This window comes from Marinomonas epiphytica (genome assembly GCF_054780655.1).
Window position 1 is genome coordinate 131,170 of the sequence record NZ_BAAGVX010000033.1, and the last position, 19,975, is coordinate 151,144.

Annotated in this window: 24 protein-coding genes and 1 pseudogene; 13 read left to right on the forward strand and 12 right to left on the reverse strand. The window is 44.2% G+C overall.

The features are described from left to right. Entirely contained in the window at window positions 1–288 is a 288-nt protein-coding gene (locus tag ACYVGZ_RS10875) for a hypothetical protein (RefSeq protein ID WP_460755229.1), read from the reverse strand. A 221-nt stretch (window positions 289–509) separates the two neighbouring features. Here ACYVGZ_RS10875 and ACYVGZ_RS10880 point away from each other — a divergent pair, with 221 nt between their 5' ends. From ACYVGZ_RS10880 to ACYVGZ_RS10900, 5 genes are all read left to right on the forward strand, one after another. Further along, window positions 510–1,886, forward strand: a complete 1,377-nt coding sequence (locus ACYVGZ_RS10880) for a TolC family protein (protein WP_460755231.1) — start codon at window positions 510–512, stop codon at window positions 1,884–1,886. After that, the gene (locus tag ACYVGZ_RS10885) at window positions 1,883–3,070 is read left to right on the forward strand and encodes an efflux RND transporter periplasmic adaptor subunit (RefSeq protein WP_460755234.1); all 1,188 of its coding nucleotides are present in this window, start codon (window positions 1,883–1,885) and stop codon (window positions 3,068–3,070) included. Before ACYVGZ_RS10880 ends, ACYVGZ_RS10885 begins: the two co-directional genes overlap by 4 nt. Then, the gene (locus ACYVGZ_RS10890) at window positions 3,067–6,330 is read left to right on the forward strand and encodes an efflux RND transporter permease subunit (protein ID WP_460755236.1); all 3,264 of its coding nucleotides are present in this window, start codon (window positions 3,067–3,069) and stop codon (window positions 6,328–6,330) included. The genes ACYVGZ_RS10885 and ACYVGZ_RS10890 overlap by 4 nt, the downstream gene beginning before the upstream one ends. A gap of 163 nt (window positions 6,331–6,493) precedes the next feature. After that, window positions 6,494–6,976, forward strand: a complete 483-nt coding sequence (locus tag ACYVGZ_RS10895; RefSeq protein ID WP_460755239.1) for an Lrp/AsnC family transcriptional regulator — start codon at window positions 6,494–6,496, stop codon at window positions 6,974–6,976. Window positions 6,977–7,011: 35 nt separating this feature from the next. Then, window positions 7,012–8,682 (forward strand): aminotransferase class V-fold PLP-dependent enzyme, encoded by a 1,671-nt coding sequence (locus tag ACYVGZ_RS10900; RefSeq protein WP_460755242.1) that lies wholly within the window; start codon window positions 7,012–7,014, stop codon window positions 8,680–8,682. On the opposite strand, the gene ACYVGZ_RS10905 is transcribed toward ACYVGZ_RS10900, so the two are convergent. The 4 genes and pseudogenes from ACYVGZ_RS10905 to ACYVGZ_RS10920 all read right to left on the reverse strand — a co-directional run. Then, window positions 8,659–9,126, reverse strand: a complete 468-nt coding sequence (locus tag ACYVGZ_RS10905; RefSeq protein ID WP_460755245.1) for an MOSC domain-containing protein — start codon at window positions 9,124–9,126, stop codon at window positions 8,659–8,661. The two genes, ACYVGZ_RS10900 and ACYVGZ_RS10905, sit on opposite strands and share 24 nt — an antisense overlap. 35 nt (window positions 9,127–9,161) lie before the next feature. Beyond that, window positions 9,162–9,599, reverse strand: a complete 438-nt coding sequence (locus ACYVGZ_RS10910; RefSeq protein ID WP_460755247.1) for a GNAT family N-acetyltransferase — start codon at window positions 9,597–9,599, stop codon at window positions 9,162–9,164. After that, window positions 9,599–9,994 carry a VOC family protein gene (locus ACYVGZ_RS10915; RefSeq protein ID WP_460755694.1) on the reverse strand — a complete coding sequence of 132 codons (396 nt, stop codon included), beginning with the start codon at window positions 9,992–9,994 and terminating at the stop codon, window positions 9,599–9,601. Before ACYVGZ_RS10915 ends, ACYVGZ_RS10910 begins: the two co-directional genes overlap by 1 nt. Window positions 9,995–10,051: 57 nt before the next feature. Further along, window positions 10,052–10,231 (reverse strand): annotated as a pseudogene (locus tag ACYVGZ_RS10920) (DUF6500 family protein); the annotation flags it as partial. A gap of 94 nt (window positions 10,232–10,325) precedes the next feature. Between ACYVGZ_RS10920 and ACYVGZ_RS10925 the strand changes: the two are divergent. From ACYVGZ_RS10925 to ACYVGZ_RS10945, 5 genes are all read left to right on the forward strand, one after another. Next, complete coding sequence (locus ACYVGZ_RS10925) at window positions 10,326–10,586, forward strand: DUF4212 domain-containing protein (protein WP_460755250.1); 261 nt, start codon at window positions 10,326–10,328, stop codon at window positions 10,584–10,586. A gap of 5 nt (window positions 10,587–10,591) precedes the next feature. Further along, window positions 10,592–12,358: a sodium:solute symporter family protein gene (locus tag ACYVGZ_RS10930; RefSeq protein ID WP_460755253.1), complete on the forward strand. Its 1,767-nt coding sequence runs from the start codon at window positions 10,592–10,594 to the stop codon at window positions 12,356–12,358. A gap of 56 nt (window positions 12,359–12,414) precedes the next feature. Next, window positions 12,415–12,918 carry a hypothetical protein gene (locus ACYVGZ_RS10935; protein WP_460755256.1) on the forward strand — a complete coding sequence of 168 codons (504 nt, stop codon included), beginning with the start codon at window positions 12,415–12,417 and terminating at the stop codon, window positions 12,916–12,918. A 101-nt stretch (window positions 12,919–13,019) separates the two neighbouring features. Then, window positions 13,020–13,676, forward strand: a complete 657-nt coding sequence (gene bluB / locus ACYVGZ_RS10940; RefSeq protein ID WP_460755259.1) for a 5,6-dimethylbenzimidazole synthase — start codon at window positions 13,020–13,022, stop codon at window positions 13,674–13,676. A 117-nt stretch (window positions 13,677–13,793) separates the two neighbouring features. After that, entirely contained in the window at window positions 13,794–13,997 is a 204-nt protein-coding gene (locus ACYVGZ_RS10945; protein ID WP_460755261.1) for an RSP_7527 family protein, read from the forward strand. 98 nt (window positions 13,998–14,095) lie between these two features. On the opposite strand, the gene ACYVGZ_RS10950 is transcribed toward ACYVGZ_RS10945, so the two are convergent. Next, window positions 14,096–14,626, reverse strand: a complete 531-nt coding sequence (locus ACYVGZ_RS10950; protein WP_460755264.1) for an Mpo1 family 2-hydroxy fatty acid dioxygenase — start codon at window positions 14,624–14,626, stop codon at window positions 14,096–14,098. Window positions 14,627–14,789: 163 nt separating this feature from the next. Here ACYVGZ_RS10950 and ACYVGZ_RS10955 point away from each other — a divergent pair, with 163 nt between their 5' ends. Next, window positions 14,790–15,266, forward strand: a complete 477-nt coding sequence (locus ACYVGZ_RS10955; RefSeq protein ID WP_460755267.1) for a GNAT family N-acetyltransferase — start codon at window positions 14,790–14,792, stop codon at window positions 15,264–15,266. Here ACYVGZ_RS10955 and ACYVGZ_RS10960 read toward each other — a convergent pair. From ACYVGZ_RS10960 to ACYVGZ_RS10970, 3 genes are read right to left on the reverse strand one after another with little or no spacing between them, the layout of a single operon-like run. Continuing rightward, entirely contained in the window at window positions 15,241–15,846 is a 606-nt protein-coding gene (locus ACYVGZ_RS10960) for a uracil-DNA glycosylase family protein (protein ID WP_460755270.1), read from the reverse strand. The genes ACYVGZ_RS10955 and ACYVGZ_RS10960 overlap by 26 nt on opposite strands. Next, window positions 15,830–16,219, reverse strand: a complete 390-nt coding sequence (gene gloA2, locus ACYVGZ_RS10965; RefSeq protein ID WP_460755272.1) for an SMU1112c/YaeR family gloxylase I-like metalloprotein — start codon at window positions 16,217–16,219, stop codon at window positions 15,830–15,832. Before gloA2 ends, ACYVGZ_RS10960 begins: the two co-directional genes overlap by 17 nt. 47 nt (window positions 16,220–16,266) lie before the next feature. Continuing rightward, complete coding sequence (locus ACYVGZ_RS10970) at window positions 16,267–17,160, reverse strand: LysR family transcriptional regulator (RefSeq protein ID WP_460755275.1); 894 nt, start codon at window positions 17,158–17,160, stop codon at window positions 16,267–16,269. A gap of 108 nt (window positions 17,161–17,268) precedes the next feature. Here ACYVGZ_RS10970 and ACYVGZ_RS10975 point away from each other — a divergent pair, with 108 nt between their 5' ends. Then, window positions 17,269–17,571, forward strand: coding sequence for a DUF1330 domain-containing protein (locus ACYVGZ_RS10975; protein ID WP_460755278.1), 303 nt, complete (start codon window positions 17,269–17,271; stop codon window positions 17,569–17,571). Window positions 17,572–17,711: 140 nt separating this feature from the next. After that, window positions 17,712–18,131, forward strand: coding sequence for an acyl-CoA thioesterase (locus tag ACYVGZ_RS10980; protein ID WP_460755281.1), 420 nt, complete (start codon window positions 17,712–17,714; stop codon window positions 18,129–18,131). A 61-nt stretch (window positions 18,132–18,192) separates the two neighbouring features. Here ACYVGZ_RS10980 and ACYVGZ_RS10985 read toward each other — a convergent pair whose 3' ends face one another. From ACYVGZ_RS10985 to ACYVGZ_RS10995, 3 genes are all read right to left on the reverse strand, one after another. Then, window positions 18,193–18,672: an FKBP-type peptidyl-prolyl cis-trans isomerase gene (locus tag ACYVGZ_RS10985; protein WP_460755283.1), complete on the reverse strand. Its 480-nt coding sequence runs from the start codon at window positions 18,670–18,672 to the stop codon at window positions 18,193–18,195. A gap of 170 nt (window positions 18,673–18,842) precedes the next feature. Beyond that, window positions 18,843–19,493: a MarC family protein gene (locus ACYVGZ_RS10990; protein ID WP_460755286.1), complete on the reverse strand. Its 651-nt coding sequence runs from the start codon at window positions 19,491–19,493 to the stop codon at window positions 18,843–18,845. A gap of 28 nt (window positions 19,494–19,521) precedes the next feature. Beyond that, window positions 19,522–19,875 (reverse strand): DOPA 4,5-dioxygenase family protein, encoded by a 354-nt coding sequence (locus tag ACYVGZ_RS10995; RefSeq protein WP_460755288.1) that lies wholly within the window; start codon window positions 19,873–19,875, stop codon window positions 19,522–19,524. Between the last annotated feature and the right edge of the window lie 100 nt (window positions 19,876–19,975).

Below are 19,975 nucleotides of genomic sequence, written 5' to 3' on the forward strand. Positions count from 1 at the left end.
TTAGACAATGATCGCAATGATACTGCCAAGAGTTCCTACGCCTTTAAGAATTTTGCCAGCGAAGTAGGCATCGTTATCTTCTTCCTCTACTAGTTTCTCCTGTTTAGGATCATCCAGGCCAAACACACCATGAGCAAAGGATTTAAGGCCACTGGCTTCTTCCTTATTAGACTCTTTTTCAACACTTTCCTGCGGTGCTTGAGACTCAGCTGGCTTAGACACAAGGGGCTTATTCTGCACCTGTATCGAGTAAGCATTAACAGCACTTTGGTTGATCGGAGATATCATTAACACAGTTCCACTAAAAGAGTCTTGCTAAGGGTATCGGCAGACTTTGCCATAACTTGAGTATTTTTTACTGTCGATCTGGGTCTGAATTTCCCTGTTATTTCACTCTTATGTAAAGAAATGAAAATAAGCTTAAGCTATACGTGAATTTGCGCATAATTTACGTATCACATCGAGTTTCAGATAACCCAAGCTCATTAGAATATTAAGTTGACATTAACATGACTGTAAACAACCTCATTAAGGTTGCGACTCTTTGCTCTAGCCTGCTGCTCATGGCATGTAGCACGACCAATGAGCAACCAGATTACTCACAGCTCGCCAGCCAAGAGCTGAGTCAGGCAGATACGTCATTGAGCCGTTGGCAACAGCTTGATGAAACTGAAACTACCCATTATTTAAATGATCTGATTAATAATCCAAACCTTGATCAACTTATTAATACAGCCTTAGCAGCCAACCCCAACCTGCAGCAAACCTTATTAACCTTAAAGGTCAGTGAGTGGCAAGCTACTAGTATTCTAGGTGAGCAGAAACCCAGTGCGGAAGCTGGGTTTTCCGGAAAGAAAACTGAGCACAGCAGTGCTAGCTATACAGCCGATGTTACCATTAGTTGGGAACTGGATCTTTGGAACGCCCTGTCTACCGAAGCCGCGATTGCGCAAACCAGTGTGATCAGCAATCAAGCGTTATATCAAGCAAGCCAAGACACGCTAGCGGCAAACGTCATGAAGTCTTGGTTAGGCTTAATTGCTAAGCAAAGAGCCATTAACATCGAGACCAAACGTTTAACGTTATTAGAAGCGAATGAACAACTGATTTTAAAACGCTTTCGTAATGGCCTTGGTGACTTAGAAGAGCTGGATGAAGCTCGTACCAGTACGTCTAAATCTCGCAGTGATCTAGCGGGATTTAAAGAAGCCCTTGCCATTGAGAAGCGCACCTTACAATTGTATTTGGGGCAAAGCTCTCCTCTTGAATTGAAATCTGTTAGTGATTACCCTGCATTACTCCCCGATTTATCTGCCTTTGCTCCCCAAAGCCTACAACGTCGTCCCGATTTAAAAGTAGCTTACCTTGCCATAAAGAGCGCGGATCTAAACACACAACTTGCTTATAAAAATATGCTACCTAGCGTGAGTTTAAGTGCTTCTTTGAGTGAAACCGCGCAATCTCCCAGTCAGGCTTTGTTTGGCTCACCGTTATGGAGTTTACTCGCTTCTTTAACTCAACCGCTTTATCAGGGAGGCCAGTTAAAAGCGGCGAAAGAAATTGCTCAACTGGAAACAGCGCAATCTTTCCAAGCTTATAGGGACACCTTATTAACGGCTGTCAATGAAGTGGAAAACGCTCTTGGTCAAGAAGCCGTTCTGGCCGTGCAAGAAGCACATACTCGCGAGGCGCTACAAAGTTCCCGTAAAAACCTACAACAATATGAAAACAAGTATCGCGCAGGGCTAGTGGAAATAAGTGATTTGATTAGTGCGCAAACCAGTACATTTGATCTTGAGGCTGATCTTGATGACATTATTTATCAGCAACTCAGTAACCGCATCACCCTTGGACTCGCCTTGGGGCTTGGAGTAAAAACACCATGAAGTCGATTTTTCAGTGGGTGAGCTTTCTTGTGGCTATCGCCCTATTAATTGCTACCTATTTTTTTATTAGTGATGCCCTTGAAGCTCAGCAATCTAAAGTGCGAAAAGCACGGCCTGAAGCCGCAGAAGAAGCGGTTAATATTACGGTAATGGAAGTCACGGCAGGAAGCTATGCAGCCAGTATACAGGCATCAGGGCTGGTTACGCCTCGCTATGAGCTGAATCTTACCAACCAGGTCAGCGGTGAAGTGGTAAAAATTTCTGAGCAATTCGAGCCGGGTCAAACTCTCGAAAAAGGCCATGTCTTAGCCAGTTTAGCGAACCCTCAATTACATACTGACTTAGCCAATGCCCGTAACACCTTAGCGAGCGCCACTCTTGCATTGAAAGAAGAGCAACGCCAAGGTACCCAAGCTAAAGCCGAGTGGCAAGCAGCTGGCTTTCAAGATGCTCCGGACTCTGATTTAGTCCTAAGAGAACCGCAATTGGCCGCAGCTCAAGCAGAGGTAGACGCCGCACTGGCACAAATACAAAACACTCAACAAGACCTTAAACATACCCAGATCCAAGTCCCATTTGATGCGCTGGTCGTAACGAGAGACATTGCTCTTGGTTCCTACTTAAGTGCCAACACCCAGGTTGCAACGTTATACAGCACAGATAGAGCCGAAATCAGCTTAGATTTGTCTAACTCCGACTGGCTTAAACTACCGGATGACAAAACACTTTTATCTGGCTGGCCAGTGACCATTCACAGCATAGATACTCAAGCTTCATGGCAAGGCAAGGTTCTGCGCATTGGTAAACACATTGATCAAGATACCCGCATGCGCACCCTCACGGTTAGCCTTGATCGACCTTTTGAACAATCACCGAACTTATTACCAGGCTCCTTCGTGACAGTCAACCTCAAAGGAAAAGAAATTGCTCAATTATGGCGTTTGCCGAGCTCTGCTTTAAGCCAGAAAAGTGAAATCTGGTACTTGGATCAAAACAGTCGATTAGCCGCCTTTGAGACCACCCCTCGCTTTGTAGATCAAAACTATGTTTATATCGATATCCCATCTGATATGCCGCAAGGCTCTTACCAAGTACTGGTAAACCCTTATAACAGCTATGTGCAAGGCACCTTGGTTGACCCCATTCTGCAGGCCCAGAAAGGCTCTATAGGGAGTCGTCCATGAGCCCGTTTGATCAACCTAAAGGGATTATTCCATGGTTCGCCAATAACCCTGTGGCAGCCAATCTCCTGCTCATCCTCATCATCACTTTAGGTGTCGTAAACATGGGGAGCATTAATAAGGAAGCTTTTCCCAGCTTATCTCCTAATCGGGTCAACATTTCGGTCAGTAACGACAGTGGCTCGGCGAAAGAAAATGAAGAAGGTATTGCCATTCCGATCGAGCAGGCGCTGCAGGGAACGTCTGGAATTAAAAACATCACCACCTCCTCCAACGCCAGCTCAACCTCTGTGTCCATCGAAATGGTGGATGGCTATGACATTGACACTTTAATGGATGACGTAAAAGATGAAGTTGATCAAATCACCTCCTTTCCCGATGATGCCGACCCCGCCGTCGTTTCTAAAGCGGTTCGAGAAGAACACTCCATTTGGATTCAGCTCTATGGGGACGCAGACCGCAGAACCTTACAAAAATTAGCCGATGAGCTAGAGTCTGACCTATTAGCTCAAGAAGACATCAGTGCCACCTCAATTTCAGGCTGGTTAGACCCCATCATTAAAATTGAAGTGGATAAAAATAAACTTCAATCTTATGGTCTAACGCTTACTGACTTATCCGATGCAATAAACGCTGAATCGTCTACTGCTAAGGTAGCCACGTTACGCAGTGAAGACATTTACTTGAGCATTAGTGCCGCCGAGCAAGCCTATGTAAAAAGCCAGTTTTCTAACATAGTGCTGCAAACCAACTCGAACGGAGGCCGTTTGCTCGTCTCTGATGTGGCAAATATTCAAGACACATTCGATGACGATGATTTCTCTCTATCTCGCTTTAACCGACAAAACAGCCTTGCGATTCAAGTTCTAACAAAAGGCGATACTGATATTTCAGACTCGGTTATTGCGGCAAAAGCCGTAATTGCAACATGGCAAGAAGCAGGTAAATTGCCTTCTAATGTTCAGCTGGGCACTTGGTACGACCGTAGTGAATCCATTAATCAACGCCTTGAATTAATGGTAGAGAACGCCGTCACTGGGGTACTTCTGGTGTTTGTACTCTTGGCTATTTTCTTAAACATCACCGTGGCTTTTTGGGTTGCTATGGGGCTGCCGTTCATATTTTTCGGCACTTTGTTTTTTATGGGTACCGACAGTATTGGACTAACTCTCAATATGTTTACCACTTTTGGTTTCATTATGGCGTTAGGCATAGTAGTGGATGACGCTGTGGTGGTCGGAGAAAGTGTCTACACTGTACGTTCAAATGAAGGTGATACTTTAGGAAGCACCATAAAAGGTACACTTATTGTGGCTGTACCCACATTATTTGGTGTGTTTACGACCGTGGCTGCCTTTTGGGCTTTGTCGAACATTGAGGGACGTTTAGGGCAACTCTATTCCCAATTTGCGATTGTGGTTGCCATTTGTTTGGTACTATCGGTAATCGAGTCAAAGCTTATCTTACCCGCCCACTTGGCTCACATAAACACTCGCAAATCCACTCGTAGCAACCCTATAGCGAAACTCTGGGCTTATGTTCAACATGGCGCTGATAGTGGTTTAAACTGGTTTAGCGATCGTATTTACCGCCCCACTATCGACCTTGCCTTACAATATCGCTATGCGGTGCTTACGGCATTCATTGCCATATTTGCACTGGTGATTGCTATGCCGTTTACCGGGGACATTAGAACCAGCTTTTTCCCGAGAATCCCTGGGGACACAGTTCGTGGCAATTTGACCATGTATAACGATGTTAGCTATGGACAAACTCAAACCGTGCTACTGGAGTTAGAGCGAGCCGCTTATCGTGCTGATAGACTGTTGCGCAGTGGCGAAGACTCTCCTAGGGGAGAACGCCCTAGGCCGCCTAGAGAGCAAAACGGTCAGCTGCTCAACAGAGAATTCGCCGATAAACCTCAGCGCGGTGAAGGTAAAAAGCCGTCCCCTGTGGGCGAATCCGCCATTAAGAATCTACAGGTCACCGCTAGTGATGATCAGTCAGGCAATATCCGCATTGAATTAATCACGGATAGACCCTATACCGCAGCGCAATTCGCCAGCAAATGGCAGCAATTAGCAGGCTTGCCAGAAGGTGTTAAAAACTTGCGAATTCGTAGTGCTCGGGAAACAGTAGATGCCCTTCGTATAGAGCTTAGAAGTAATGATAGCTCAGTGCTAGACGGTGCCATGCTGGCCTTATTAAAACAACTCGAGACGCTTCCTGCAGTCAGTGGCATAGAACAAAACACGGCCCCTACCGAGTCGAGAATGGTACTTGGGCTAAACGACCAAGGTAGACTCCTTGGCCTGTCTACCAGCTCCCTTGCCAGCCAAATCAGCAAAAACTTTGATGGCGACGAGGTACAAACGTATCAAAGGGATAATGCAGAAGTTGAAGTGCGCTTGGTATACCCTGACAGCCAGCAAGAATCCCCTGCAGAAATCATGAACACTAAAATCATTCTAGATGATGGTACACGTATTCCATTATCAAGTGTGGCGACACTCCACCAAGAAGAAGCAGAAACCACTATCGTTCGTATCGACGGAAAACGTTCGTTGTATTTATCAGCAGAAGTCGATAAAGACACCATGTCTGCCACGGAAGTCGTCGAATACTTAGAGAAAGCTGTTGTCCCTCAACTAACAAGACAATTTGGTGGCGTCAGTGTGTACTTTTCTGGAGAGGCAGAACAGCGAGCGGAAACGCAATCGTCCATGTCGAAAATGTTTATGATTGCTCTACTCATTATTTACGGCTTGCTGGCCATTCCACTGAAGTCTTACTCTCAGCCACTGATCATTATGATGGCCATCCCCTTTGGTATCATTGGCGCTCTGCTAGGACACTGGATGAACGATTTAACGTTAGGTATTTTCTCATTAAATGGCATATTGGCACTCAGCGGTGTGGTCGTAAACGACAGCTTGCTGCTAGTGTCACGGTTTAACAGCTTAAAACACGACACGGGGCATATCCATAAGGCCATCAGCCTTGCCTGCCGTAGTCGCTTAAGAGCCGTTTTATTGACCTCTTTTACCACTTTTGCCGGCCTTATGCCTATTTTGTGGGAAACCTCTCGTCAGGCACAAATGCTTATCCCTGCGGCAGTCTCTCTAGGCTACGGCATTATGTTTGCTACTGTGATTACTCTAGTGCTCATTCCTGTACTCTTAATGGTAAAAGAAGATTTGCACACCCTATATGGAAAATCCATAAACCTGTTCAAAAATCGCGACACAGTAAAGAATGTTTAGCCCTTTATTTAGATATAAACACATTTTTTTATGTTTCTTTTCACTATGATTGAGAACCAGATTTCAATAAACCATGGTTCACTAAAACAAGATTACAAACAACAAATACAAAGCCAACTAAAACGAAATTTAAATCTAATAAATAAAGAGAAATTAGAACAAAATGAACCTTGATAACATAGACATGCAACTCCTTGCTTTAATTCAAAGCAATGATAGTATTTCAACAGAATCTTTAGCCAACCACGTTGGGCTCTCTAAAACCCCCTGTTGGCGCCGTGTTCAAAAGCTTGAAAGCGCGGGTTACATTCAAGGTAGAGTGGCGTTATTAAACGCAGACAAGCTCGACTTAGGCGTGTCGGTTTTTGTGCAAGTAAAAACCAGCCAACATGTCGCTAACTGGGCAGAGGAATTCACTAAGGTTGTATCCGACTTCCCAGAAGTCATGGAGTTTTATCGAATGGCTGGGGAATACGATTACTTGTTGCGAGTACTCGTAAAAGACATACCAGCTTACGATCGTTTTTATAAAAAATTAATCAGTGCTACCTCTTTAACAGACGTCACTTCAAACTTTGCCATGGAGCAAATAAAGTGGACGACTCAGTTACCGCTAACCTTTGAAAACGAAGGAGCTAACGAGTAGCGTTAAGGTGTTAGCACTCAAAATGAGGCTTTACCATGCGTTGCGAATCATCAAGAACACAATCCACAACAGATCGCTTAATTGACAAAATTCGCCAAGGCATTATTGGTAAAGACGCTCTTATTGAAACTCCTTTTGGGGCCCGCCAACTGACCTATGCAGATTACACGGCATCGGGCAGAAGCTTGGAGTTTATTGAACAAAGTATTCTAGAAAAAGTATTACCCTGGTACGCCAACACCCATACTGAGGCTAACGCAACAGGCCAACAAACCACCCAGTATCGGGAACAGGCTCGTCAACAAATTAGAAAGGCCGTAAATGCCCATTCTGATGACCTGGTGGTGTTCTGCGGCCAAGGGGCAACCGCCGCTATTCAAGTTCTCATTCGTCAACTTGGTTTAATGAATTTGAGTGATCAAGAACGCCAGCGCACCTGTGTTCTGATTGGGCCATACGAGCACCATTCCAATGAGCTGCCTTGGCGTGAACTAGGGGTAAACCTTATACGTGTTAAAGAATCGAGTAGTGGCGGTATTTGCCTTGATGATCTTGAACAACATTTGCAGGCTCAACAAGGCAAACGTTTAATTGGCAGCTTTAGTGCGGCGTCAAATGTCACTGGGATTTTAGCCGACCAAAATGCCATCACCGATTTACTACAGCGTTATCAAGCTCTTGCCTGTTGGGACTTTGCTGGGGCTGCGCCCTACGTTACGTTAGACATGAATCCACAGGGTCATAGTGCAAAAGACGCCATTTTTTTCTCGACCCACAAATTTATTGGCGGCCCAGGCAGCCCGGGTATTCTAGTCGTAAAAAAACAGCTTATTGAGAACCTAAAGCCCAGTATCATTGGCGGTGGTACTGTGTCATTTGTGACACCAAATGACCATCAATTCCTTCCTGTTGGCGAGCGCCGCGAAGAAGGTGGAACACCAGGAATCGTAGAGTCTATTAGAGCAGGAATGGTATTGGCATTAAAACAGGCTGTGGGGTGTCACTATATTGAACAAAGAGAACAAGTACTAAACGAAAAAATCACACAACGCTGGTCTGAGCACCCACAAATTGAATGTTTAGGTCACACATCTGCCCCTGCCCTAACCATTACAGCGGTGCGCATTAAAACGCCAAAAGGCTATTTACACCATGGCTTTGTTACTGCGTTATTAAATGATTTATTTGGCCTTCAAGTACGCGGCGGTTGCTCATGTGCTGGACCATACGGACATCAATTGCTCAATATAGATAATCATAAAAGCCAACGCATTCAAGAAGCCTTGGCGTGTCAGGAAACGCTCCTTAAACCAGGTTGGGTTCGTTTCAATTTAAACTATTTTATTGAAGATTCAGAAGCCAACTTCATACTGCAAGCTTTTGAATTTGTAGCGCAACATGGTCTCAGCCTACTGCCTTACTATGCTTATAACAAAGCAGAGGATCTATGGCATTTTCAAAATAAAAAGGTCGCCCGTTCAAGCTTCGAAACACTCTGCCAGAGCTGGCTAAGCCCGAATGATAATGCAACTACAAAGTCTGAAAACTCACCTCCTAAAAGCCAATACATTGCACTGGCTCAAGAGGTTGTGAACGCTTGTTTGTCAGGCCAATATGAGCACCAAGAGCAGCCATTTAATCACCAATTTGATAACCTAAGAGATTTTGTACTGGTATCAGACCTAAAGCGAAGCGCCCTCACCTAGGTCAAAAATGTCGCCGACACCTAGTACGCCACTGCTTAACACATCAGCACGTAAACCGCCTCTATGGTGCCAAGCAGCAACAACCTGAGCAGGATGACACTGACTAGTAGCGAGCTTTTGCCCAAGTTGGGCACAAGGCTCGCATAATTCGACGCCATAGAAACGAACAGTTCCAACACTGAACTCTTTTCCAACTAATTGGTTTAACGATACACCTTGTGTCACAATGTTACGTCTGGTATCTGACAGGGTAATGACCTGACCGAACTCTTCGTTAAAGGCTTGAATTGCTTCGCTTTCGACAAAGGTTATGTTTTGACCTTCCTCCTGCATTAGACCGTAATGCCGATCCCCTACGATACCTTTCCCTTTGGTTACTTTGACTGCCGTCATTTCCTGTTGGACTGAATCATGTTGTGAAGCGATAAAAATGCCTGTAATCATCCTGCTCTCCCTGCACGTAGGTAATGTTTGCCACATCACCAATATAAGCTCATTTTATGATAAAGCACAGGCCCTTTATAAAAAGTATCTCCTTCAATTTGCATTGAAAACTTTTCGTAGAAGGAGGCGGCCGTCACTCGGGCATCACACCAAAAACCTGTAACCGTTGGGTCTCCTTGTAGTTCAGCCAATATCGAGCGCAACATAAAACCGCCCACACCACGACCTTGATAGGAGGCTTTGGTTGCAAATTTTCGTAATCTAGCTTGCCCATCTTGTATGAATATTGACGCTACGCAAACAAGTTCCTCCAGATGATATACCCCGTAATGATGGCCTTCGTCATCTTCTTTAAGGCGACAGGTATCTCTACTAAGTTCAGGCCACAACACGGCTTGGCGAATGGCTAACGTTTGTTCCGCTGAAATCTTAGTAATCTCTAGTTCTGAATTTGGTATTCTTTGCTTGTTCATCATAGCCACTTTAAACCGTCGTACGGATGACTTTTTAAATAAGCTAAGCGGCTGGCCAAGTTGCCCTGATGTAGCTCTAACTTGTGTCCATCTGGATCTAATAGATACAAAGAGTCGCCTTCGCTGCTATTGCTTTGCCAGACTCTTAAACCTAGCTCGTCCCTTCTTGTAATCAAATCTTGCATTTTTGCCTGATCACAAGAAAAAGCAAAATGACTGTAATCTTGGCTAACTTGTGGCTCGCCAAGAGTTAAGCAAAGCCAGCAATTTTCAAGGCTCAAATAAGCCCCTCTGCGCCAGCTAACATGGCCATGAAACCCTAGGGCTCCTTGATAGAATGCCAATGACCTTGCTAAGTCGGATACCGTTAGTGTTATATGGTTCAAGCCCCCAATTGACTGGGATTGATTAACACTTTCTTCTGCTTTGATCTGTGCATAAATTTTACTGGCTTTTTCAAAGTGGTTATAAGCGTGCTTTTCAATCCACCAGCGAGCAGCACTCATGAGTCGCTCTGGGTCATCATTCTTATTAGCAAAAAAGGCATAAAAAGAAACTTGTACGCTCTCGCCTTTCTGACGGATCTTATCTTCACAAACTGTGGCTATTTTTTCTCTTAATGCTTGATCCATTAGGACTACCTATACGACTAAAGTCTGACTTTCTTCTTGCCACTCCCCTGTTAAAGTGAAGAGGCTCATAAAAATAATTATAAGGAGATCTACCGTGTCCGATAATAGCACTAATGCAGAAAAATACTGGCAAGCAAACCTCCGGCTGATACTAGGCAGCTTAGTGGTTTGGGCGCTGGTTTCCTATGGCTTTGCCATTTTATTACGTCCTCTTTTGTCCGGCATTCACATTGGCGGTACTGATTTAGGTTTCTGGTTTGCCCAACAAGGGTCCATCATCTCATTCATCATTTTGACTTTTTTCTACGCGTGGAAAATGAACAAACTTGATGAAGAATTTGGCCTACAGGAGTAATGAATATGGATCAATTTACCATTAACCTACTCTTTGTAGGGGGCTCTTTTGCCCTGTATTTTGGTATTGCTATTTGGGCCAGAGCGGGCTCAACGAAAGAATTCTATGTAGCCGGCGGTGGTGTACACCCTGTGCTAAACGGAATGGCAACCGCAGCAGACTGGATGTCGGCGGCCTCCTTTATATCCATGGCAGGGCTTATTGCCGCAGGTGGGTATGCAAACTCAACATTCCTAATGGGCTGGACCGGGGGCTACGTATTACTGGCTATGTTGCTCGCTCCTTACCTACGTAAGTTTGGTAAGTTCACTGTACCAGACTTTATTGGCGATCGTTTTTACAGCCGAACAGCCCGTTTAGTGGCCGTTGCCTGTTTGATTATTGCTTCTGTAACCTATGTTATCGGCCAAATGACCGGTGCGGGTGTGGCGTTCTCACGCTTCCTTGAAGTAGACAAGAACACTGGCTTAACCATTGCCGCTATTGTCGTATTCTTCTATGCGGTACTGGGTGGTATGAAAGGGATTACTTATACTCAAGTTGCACAATATGTGGTCTTGATTATTGCCTATACAATCCCAGCTGTGTTCATCTCGTTACAACTAACCGATACGTTTATTCCAGCCATAGGCTTATTCTCTGAACATACTGAATCTGGCATTCCTTTATTGCAAAAGCTTGATGAAGTGGTGCGAGAACTCGGCTTTAGAGACTATACCGCCGATGTCGATAACAAGCTCAACATGGTGCTGTTCACCCTGTCCTTGATGATAGGTACAGCTGGTCTTCCGCACGTTATTATTCGTTTCTTCACGGTACCAAAAGTAGCGGATGCTCGTTGGTCTGCTGGTTGGGCGTTGGTATTCATTGCCTTATTGTACCTAACAGCTCCAGCAGTAGCTTCTATGGCTCGACTAAACTTGGTAAACACTATTTACCCTGAAGGCCCTACCGCTCAACCGATTGAGTACGCAGAACGTCCAGACTGGGTGCAAACTTGGGAAACAACAGGTCTAATCAAGTTCGAAGACAAGAACAACGATGGACGAGTTCAGTTCTATAACGACACGCCTGCCTTCCAAGAAGAAGCGACTGCACGTGGTTGGGAAGGAAACGAGCTAGTTGTAAACCGAGACATTCTTGTATTGGCAAACCCAGAGATTGCTAATTTACCAAGCTGGGTAATCGGCTTGATTGCAGCAGGTGGCCTTGCCGCCGCCCTATCTACAGCAGCAGGTTTACTATTAGCCATATCCTCGGCGGTCAGTCATGACTTAATTAAAGGGTCGATCAACCCTGATATAACGGAGAAAGGGGAACTCAAGGTTGCCAGGGTGTCCATGTTTGTTGCCATTGTGGTAGCAACCTATTTAGGCATGAACCCACCCGGCTTTGCAGCTCAAGTTGTTGCCTTGGCATTCGGCATTGCTGCCGCCTCTATTTTCCCAGCTCTGATGATGGGTATCTTCTCGAAACGCATCAACAGCACTGGGGCCGTTGCAGGTATGTTGGCGGGTTTGGGCTGTACTCTTGTGTACATTTTTATGTTCCTAGGTTGGTTCTTCATTCCTGGAACAGCGACCTTCGCTAACACACCTGATAACTGGTTATTTGGTATTTCTCCTCTGTCTTTTGGTGCCATTGGTGCGGTGATTAACTTCACAGTTGCTTTTGTGGTATCGTCAATGACAGAAGAACCACCAAAAGAAATCCAAGACTTAGTAGAAAGCGTGCGCTACCCACAAGGTGCGGGTCAAGCAGTTGATCACTAAGTAAACTCAAGCAGGCCTACCTAGTGTGGGCCTGTCTTCTTAACAAGAGAAAGTCTATGATTTGGGAATTAATTGCGACTATTTTTGCAGGTATTGGTGGTGCAGGTATCGCACTATTATTGTGTAAGCTGACTAGACAAAACGCACCAAAATGGCTGGTTCCTACCTTTGCTGGCATGGCGATGCTGGGTTTTCAAATTCAAGGAGAATATGGCTGGTACGAACACCAAGCGAGTTTACTACCTGAAGGTGTTGTTGTTGTAAAAGCCGTTGAGGAAAAAGCACCTTGGCGTCCTTGGAGTTATGTGGTTCCACAAACGATGCGTTTTATTGCTGTGGATGTTGCCAATTCAGCTCGTAATAAAGTAAACCCTGATTTAATTCTAGCGGATCTCTATTTTTTCGAACGCCGCAGTCTGGCAAAAAGAGTCCCGCAAGTTATTGACTGTCACCTTGGTGCCAGAAGCGACTTTTTAAAAGCCAATGAAGATTCAGTTGATCAACCTAAGTGGCACAATTTAAAAGCCAACGACCCTCTACTAACCACACTGTGCGGTTAGCTATATGAATAGCGCTCACCTTTAAGGGGTATTTCCTCACTTGGTGTTCAATGTCTCTTTCTGCATAATGGCAAGCTTTCAAATTTGGGTGTTATGCATTAATGATCAGTCCAACAGAGAGAGACGCCGTTTACAAGACCATATTTTCTCGACGTGATGTACGTCGTGAATTTACCCCTCAAGCCATTCCTAATGACGTTTTAGATCGTATCCTATTAGCCGCTCATCATGCCCCCAGTGTTGGATTCATGCAGCCATGGGATTTTATCGTAGTCAAGAATCCAGACACCAAGAAAGCCATCAAAGCAGGCTTTATAAAAGCCCATGAAGAAGCCGCAGAACTGTTTCAAGGTGAACGCCAAGCACAATACAAAAGCTTAAAGCTTGAAGGTATAGAAGAAGCACCTTTAGGTATTTGCGTAACATGCGACCGCAGTCGCACGGGTCCTGTTGTATTAGGTCGTACTGCCAAACCTGAAATGGATTTATTCAGCTCCGTTTGTGCGATTCAAAACCTATGGTTGGCGGCTCGAGCTGAAAACATCGGCATGGGCTGGGTGAGCATATTGCACGACGAGGTACTAAGAGAGGCATTAAGCATTCCAGACGATTTAGAAATTATTGCCTACCTATGCCTTGGTTACGTCAGTGAATTTCATGCCCAACCGGACTTACAAAGAGCCAATTGGCAAACCCGGCGACCAGTATCGTCTGCGGTCCATTATGAAAAGTGGGACAGTTCAAAAGAGAAGTCATAAATAGTTGAGTTTTTTTCAACTATGAAGGTAATTTTTATCGTTTGTCTTCTTAACAGCCGCTCTCTATCATTAGCTTATCCGGTAATTTTATTACTAACTAATGACAAGGAACCTATTATGGACACTCAAAAATCAATCGTTGAAATGCTTGAATCTGTTGACACTTCTTACCTTTCAGAGTCTGAAAAATACATGGCTATGGCCAATGCTCAGCGCGCTGAATATGTTGCAGACCTAATTGTATCTGCCACTCAAGGTGTAAAAGCTTTCTTCTCTGCACTTAAAGCTAACCTTAACCCTTTCACAATCAAACACGCTTAATCAGAGCATTTGATTTTTAAGCCACTTTTTCAAGCTGGCATTTAGGAATGGCTGCGAAAATAACAACTTAAACGCACCACCCCTAAGCCCTTCCCCACCTATTGAACTTTCCCACTACCCTGCACCATACGATTCTGCTCTTCACAAGATACTCTAATTGTCTGTTGTAATGACTTTTTCAAGCCAAATAAAAATAGCAATTCCACCAGAACAAACAAAGGCCCTATTATCAACCCAACAATATCGTCAACAAACGCTGGCTTTTTTCCTTCAATGTAATGACCGATAAATTGGAACACCCAACCTACCACAAATAAGCCTAGGCCTGTTGCTAACCAAATGACCGTATCAAGGCTGGCAACATAATGAGAAAACCAAACACAAACCAATAAAATTCCTGCCATTAAAGCACCAAGTCCTTTATCTAACCGTAAATAAAATAGCGACACTAGAATCGCTGCAACCATCGCCAAACTTATAGAAAATGTATGTATAGTGAAACTGACTTTGGCAAGCAGCACAGTAATGGCGATTAAAATCATGGGAATACCGACAAAATGAGTGGCGACATTACTCGGATTTTGATGGTAATAAGCGTATTGGGACAAGTGTTCAGATAAGTTCTTCATAAAAATTCTCTTTTTTTATTATTTTCTATATTTATATCAAAACTGAAGCTTTATACACCTTAATTATAATTTTGCGGTCCGCTTGTCAAGTTTGAACAATAATTTCCTTTACGAATGACACAGCTCGGGGCAAAATTTTCCTTTTAAACGAGCGGAGCTTGATATGTTTACTTGGCAAACTCATCCTTTTAGCCACTTTTCTACATTGCGCCTTTATCAAGTATTAAAGCTTCGCTGTGATATATTTGTGGTTGAACAAAACTGCCCTTACCCTGAATTAGACAACCTAGACATTATCGATGACACTTTTCATGTTTATGCCATTGATCAAGATCAGCCCTGTGCCTATGCACGCATCATGGCACCTGGTTTGGTTTATGAAAATGCCTTAAGCCTAGGCAGAGTATTGGTTGCACAATCTCATCGGGGTAGCAAGATAGGCCACTTACTAATGGACCAATGCCTTACTTTTTGCCAACAAAATTGGCCCAACACAAACATTAAAATAAGTGCCCAAGCTCACTTGCGAAAGTTTTATGAAAGCCACGGTTTCCATACAGTTTCAACTCCCTACCTAGAAGACAATATTCCACACGTTACCATGCTGCGTGAGCCTAGCTTGGGATTAATTGCTGAATAAGAATGCGAAGCTCAGGTATTAACTCGGCTTCAAACCAAGGGTTTTTCGCTAGCCAGAAACGATTTCTTGGGCTTGGATGGGGCAAAAGCAAACGCCCTTCTTTTAAACTACGGCGCCATAGGGCGACCTGCTCAGTCACTTTGAGGGTTTCATCGAAATGGTATTTTTGAGCATACTGACCTAGCACTAAAGTGAGCTTAATCTGTGTTAGCTGAGCGAGGACCTTCTCTCGCCAATGCTCTGCACACTGGGCAATTGGCGGTAAATCTGCCACTTTCTTCCCCGCTTGAACTTTATGGCCAGGAAAACAGAAACTCATTGGCAAAATAGCAAAGAGAGTGGGGTCATAAAAAAGTTCATCCGTCACTCCTAACCACTGCCTTAAACGAACCCCACTTTGGTCATCAAACGGCTTACCTTTGTCATGGGTTTGTTGACCAGGCGCTTGCCCTGCTATGAGAATCTTGGCCGAAGGGTGTATCTGCAATATAGGCTTAGCAGGGTTTGGTAGAATATTGTCACAAAGGCGACACTGGCGGACACTCGCTTCTAGCGCATTAAAGTCACTCACCTTGTTCATATAACTCTAATGGTAAGCCATCTGGATCATTAAAGAAGGTATAGGCTCGGTTAGTGTATTCGTCTATGCGGATGGGTTCGACTTCAACTCCTTTGGATTGAAGATATTGGCTCGCCATGGCGACCGATTCGACATTAAAAGCAAGGTGTCTAAGCCCTTGCGCTTCAGGCCGTGAGGGACGCTCTGGTGCTTTCGGAAAAGAAAACAACTCTATTTGCCCACCTTGAGGTAACGCTAAATCTAACTTATAAGATTGCCGAGCTTCTCGGTAGTTCTCTGCGATTACCCTTAAGCCTAAAATTTGCGTATAAAAGGCTTTTGACCTCGGGTAGTCTGAACATATGATCGCCACATGGTGAATAGATTTGAACACTTTCTCTTCTTCCTTATATCCGAAAAATAAATGGGGTTATCAGTATTTTATTGATCCCAATATGGGTTATCCCCAAAGTAACTGGAAAAGTAATCGATAAAAGCACGCACTTTGGGAGCTAACAAACGTGAGCTAGGGTACACAGCCCAAATGGCCGCATCTGCCGCCAACGGGTGATCCTCTAATACGACCACTAATTCACCGGATTTAAGCTCTTTATAGGCGCTCCAAGTGGCATTAATAGCCAAGCCTAAGCCTGCACTGCAAGCGTCACGCATGGCCTCGCCATTATCTGTTTGAAACTGCGCCTTGGTTTTTGCTAAGTACTCTCCCTGAGGAGACTTAAAACGCCACCCGTCTACGCCAATCAAATTAATACACATATGATTATCAAGATCCTTAGGGGATTGCGGATAGCCATGCTCAGCAAGGTAACTAGGAGCGGCACAGACAACACGTTTGTCTGTAGCCAACTTACGGGCAATCAAACTGGAATCCTTTAATTCTGCATTTCGAATCGCAATATCAAAACCTCCCTCCACCATATCGACAATGGTGTCTGATAAACGTAATTCCAGAGAGATATCAGGGTATTGGGTAAGGAACCCCTTAATAGCAGGCACTAGGTGCATACGCCCAAATGACGCCGGTGCAGTCACACGTAATTTACCTGATGGCGAATGATTACCTGCACCTACGGCATTTCGAGCAGCCTCCATGCTAGCAATGACCTCTTGTGCATAAGGTAGAAAGGATTCTCCCTCTTGAGATAACGACACCTTACGAGTGGTTCTATGCAGCAGTCGAACACCTAAGCTCTCTTCAAGCTTGTTGAGGTGATTACTGGCAACCGCAGGCGATAAACCTAACTCAGCACCAGCTTGGCTAATGTTATGAGTCGCTGCGAGACGAATAAATAGCTTGAGATATTCAGCATTCATTTTCAAAAATTCTTATAAAGTCATTCAAAATTAAACAGGATTATTTAAATATACACAAGAAGATAAAATAGTGCCACTTAACAACGAAGCATACCAAGCGAGAACATTATGGCCTATTACTCCGTACTTGAAGTCACTCCAATCTCTCAAGATTGGCTAGCAAATTATGTAGCAAAAGCTGGCGATCTGGTCACCAAATATGGGGGGCAATATCTAGCAAATACCAGCAACCACGAACGTCTAGAGGGCAAAATTACCGATCAAGAAGAACCTGCCGTTCGAGTCATATTGGTATGGCCCAATAGAAGTGCGGCAATCGACTTTATGAACGCCCCCGAATACCAACCGTTATTAAAAGCAAGAACCGCCGGCTCCCATAGCCAACATGTATTGATTGAAGGTTTGAACTAAACCTACGACGTTGCAAAGCATACTGAGATTCCCTCTTGTATGTTTTGCAATGAAATTCGAGCGTTTTTGTTATTTGTTTGCGGTTTCCTGCTCAGTACCCTTATGCAACTGGACATCATTAACAATAACAAGGATTCCATATGATAAGTACGGTACAAATTAAAGTTCGAGGCTTTCACTTAGACATATTTCAACACGTTAACAACGCTAGGTATCTAGAGTTTTTAGAAGAAGGCCGCTGGGCTTTTTTTGATGACTTTGGCATGGGGGCAGACCTCATGCAGCAGGGCATTGCTTGGGCGATCGTTAACATTAATATCAATTTTCGCAGTGAAGCCAGCTTTGCAGACATCCTAGAAGTACAAACTGTGTTTTCGAGCTTGGGGCAAAAAAGTATTACTATGTCCCAGCGTATTGTAAACGCTGACACTAAGGCGCTAGTAGCTGATGCCCAGGTCACTTACGTATGTTTTTCAAAACAACAGAAAGCTGCAATTGAGTTGCCCGAGGATTACCGCCAAAAGATTCAAGAAGCAATCACCACTTTTGAAGATGCGTAAGCTTTAGAACGAAAAAAGCGGCACTCGCTGCCGCTTTTAAGTGTGTAGGCCAATTTATGCTTTAGTGAGCACCACCTTCACCGTGAACATGACCATGTTCAATTTCTTCCGCTGTGGCTTCACGAACCTCGATGACTTCTACATCAAACGTTAGTGTTTTACCGGCCAGTGGATGATTACCATCTAGCATCACACCATCGTCTTCCACACCGATTACCGTCACAGGTTGCTGACCACCCGGTGTTTGCGCCATGAACTGCATACCCACTTGAATCTCATCAACACCTTGGAAATTCTCACGCGGCACTTTTTGAATAAGTTCTTGATGAATCGCGCCGTAAGCGTCTTCTGGGGCAACTTCCACGTCCAGCTTTTCACCCGCCGACTTACCTTGTAGAGCTTTATCTAAGCCATCAATAATGTTTTGCGCGCCACTTAGAAAAACTAAAGGATCTTGGCCCACTGAGGTATCTAGGGTTTCACCTTGTTCATCTTTCAATGTGTAATGCATGCTGACAACGGCATTTTCAGAAATTTGCATGTGCTTCTCCAACTTTTATGTGTCAGGAACGAGTGATTGATTCAAGCAAATTTTTGCAGTACACCGTCACGTCGCGACCCCTTAAGATAGCTTGAACCAAACCAAGCCATGATCGAATCAAAATAGATTGGGACTAAAAAACAAATTTCTAGCCCAAAGATATAATTCTCTCAGGATGGCGCTAGCATTTGACTATTTTGCACCGCTGTTTCTAGTCCAAAATAAAGCTCTACACCGGTTAGCGTCGCATTCACCGCCACAGCAGCCAGAATTAGTCCCATGACTCGACTAATGACACTTGCACCAGCTACACCAATGATTTTTTGAATATGCGTTGCTAGCAACATTAAAATAAAGGTAATCAATAATACGCTGAGCATCACCCCCGTTGTCACTGCCTGATGGACGACGGAAAATCGATTATTATCCGTTAGCAGCACGGCGGCCATCATAGCACCAGGAGAAGCGATCGAAGGGATAGCAAGAGGATAAACGGCACTGTGCATGCCCTTTTCGATCATTCCCACTTCTTCATCTGGCTTACTTTCCCCAAAGATCATAGTAAGAGCAAATAAGAAGAGCACCAGCCCTCCCGCAATCTGAAAGGCGGCCAAAGGAATCCCCATTTCATCCAGTAAATATTCCCCTGCAACTACAAAAAAGAGCAGTACTAAGCTGGCTATAAGTATGGCCTTAAAGGCCACTTTACGAGCAAGTTTTGGGTTAGTAAAACGCGCTGTAACGGCAAGGAATACAGGTATGGTTCCAATGGGGTCTATTACTGACCATAAAATAACAAACTGTTTGAACCAATCTTCCATTTATTCCTCCAATATTTACACCTGCCCTTTAAATAGGGATAAATCTAGAAATATCAAGAGCATAGGATTGACCTAACCAAGCTATACCCTGAGTATGATCTAAATAGTTATTCCCCGTAACAGGGTGTAAAAAAACATCCAAGTTCTGACGATTTAACATCAACCAAGGCACAATTTGAGCAAAAGTTTGCGGAGCAAAGGACAACTGACAACTCCATACAGGGTGCGGCCCAACTGGCCTTTCATGAAAATGCCCGACCTGAACTGGAAATAACTGACTCGCACGCTCCGCTATTTGCTTTGCTAACGCCAAACCTACTTTATCATGAAAATATAAATGCGCATGGTAAGCTCTAATGGAAGGTGAAGGATTATTAATCATTACCTGACGCTCCTCTAAGTGAATTTCCAAGATATTATCATTTCAAAAACTAAGTTAAGATACGATAAACAGAAAGGGATTTTTTCTAAAAACGAAATAA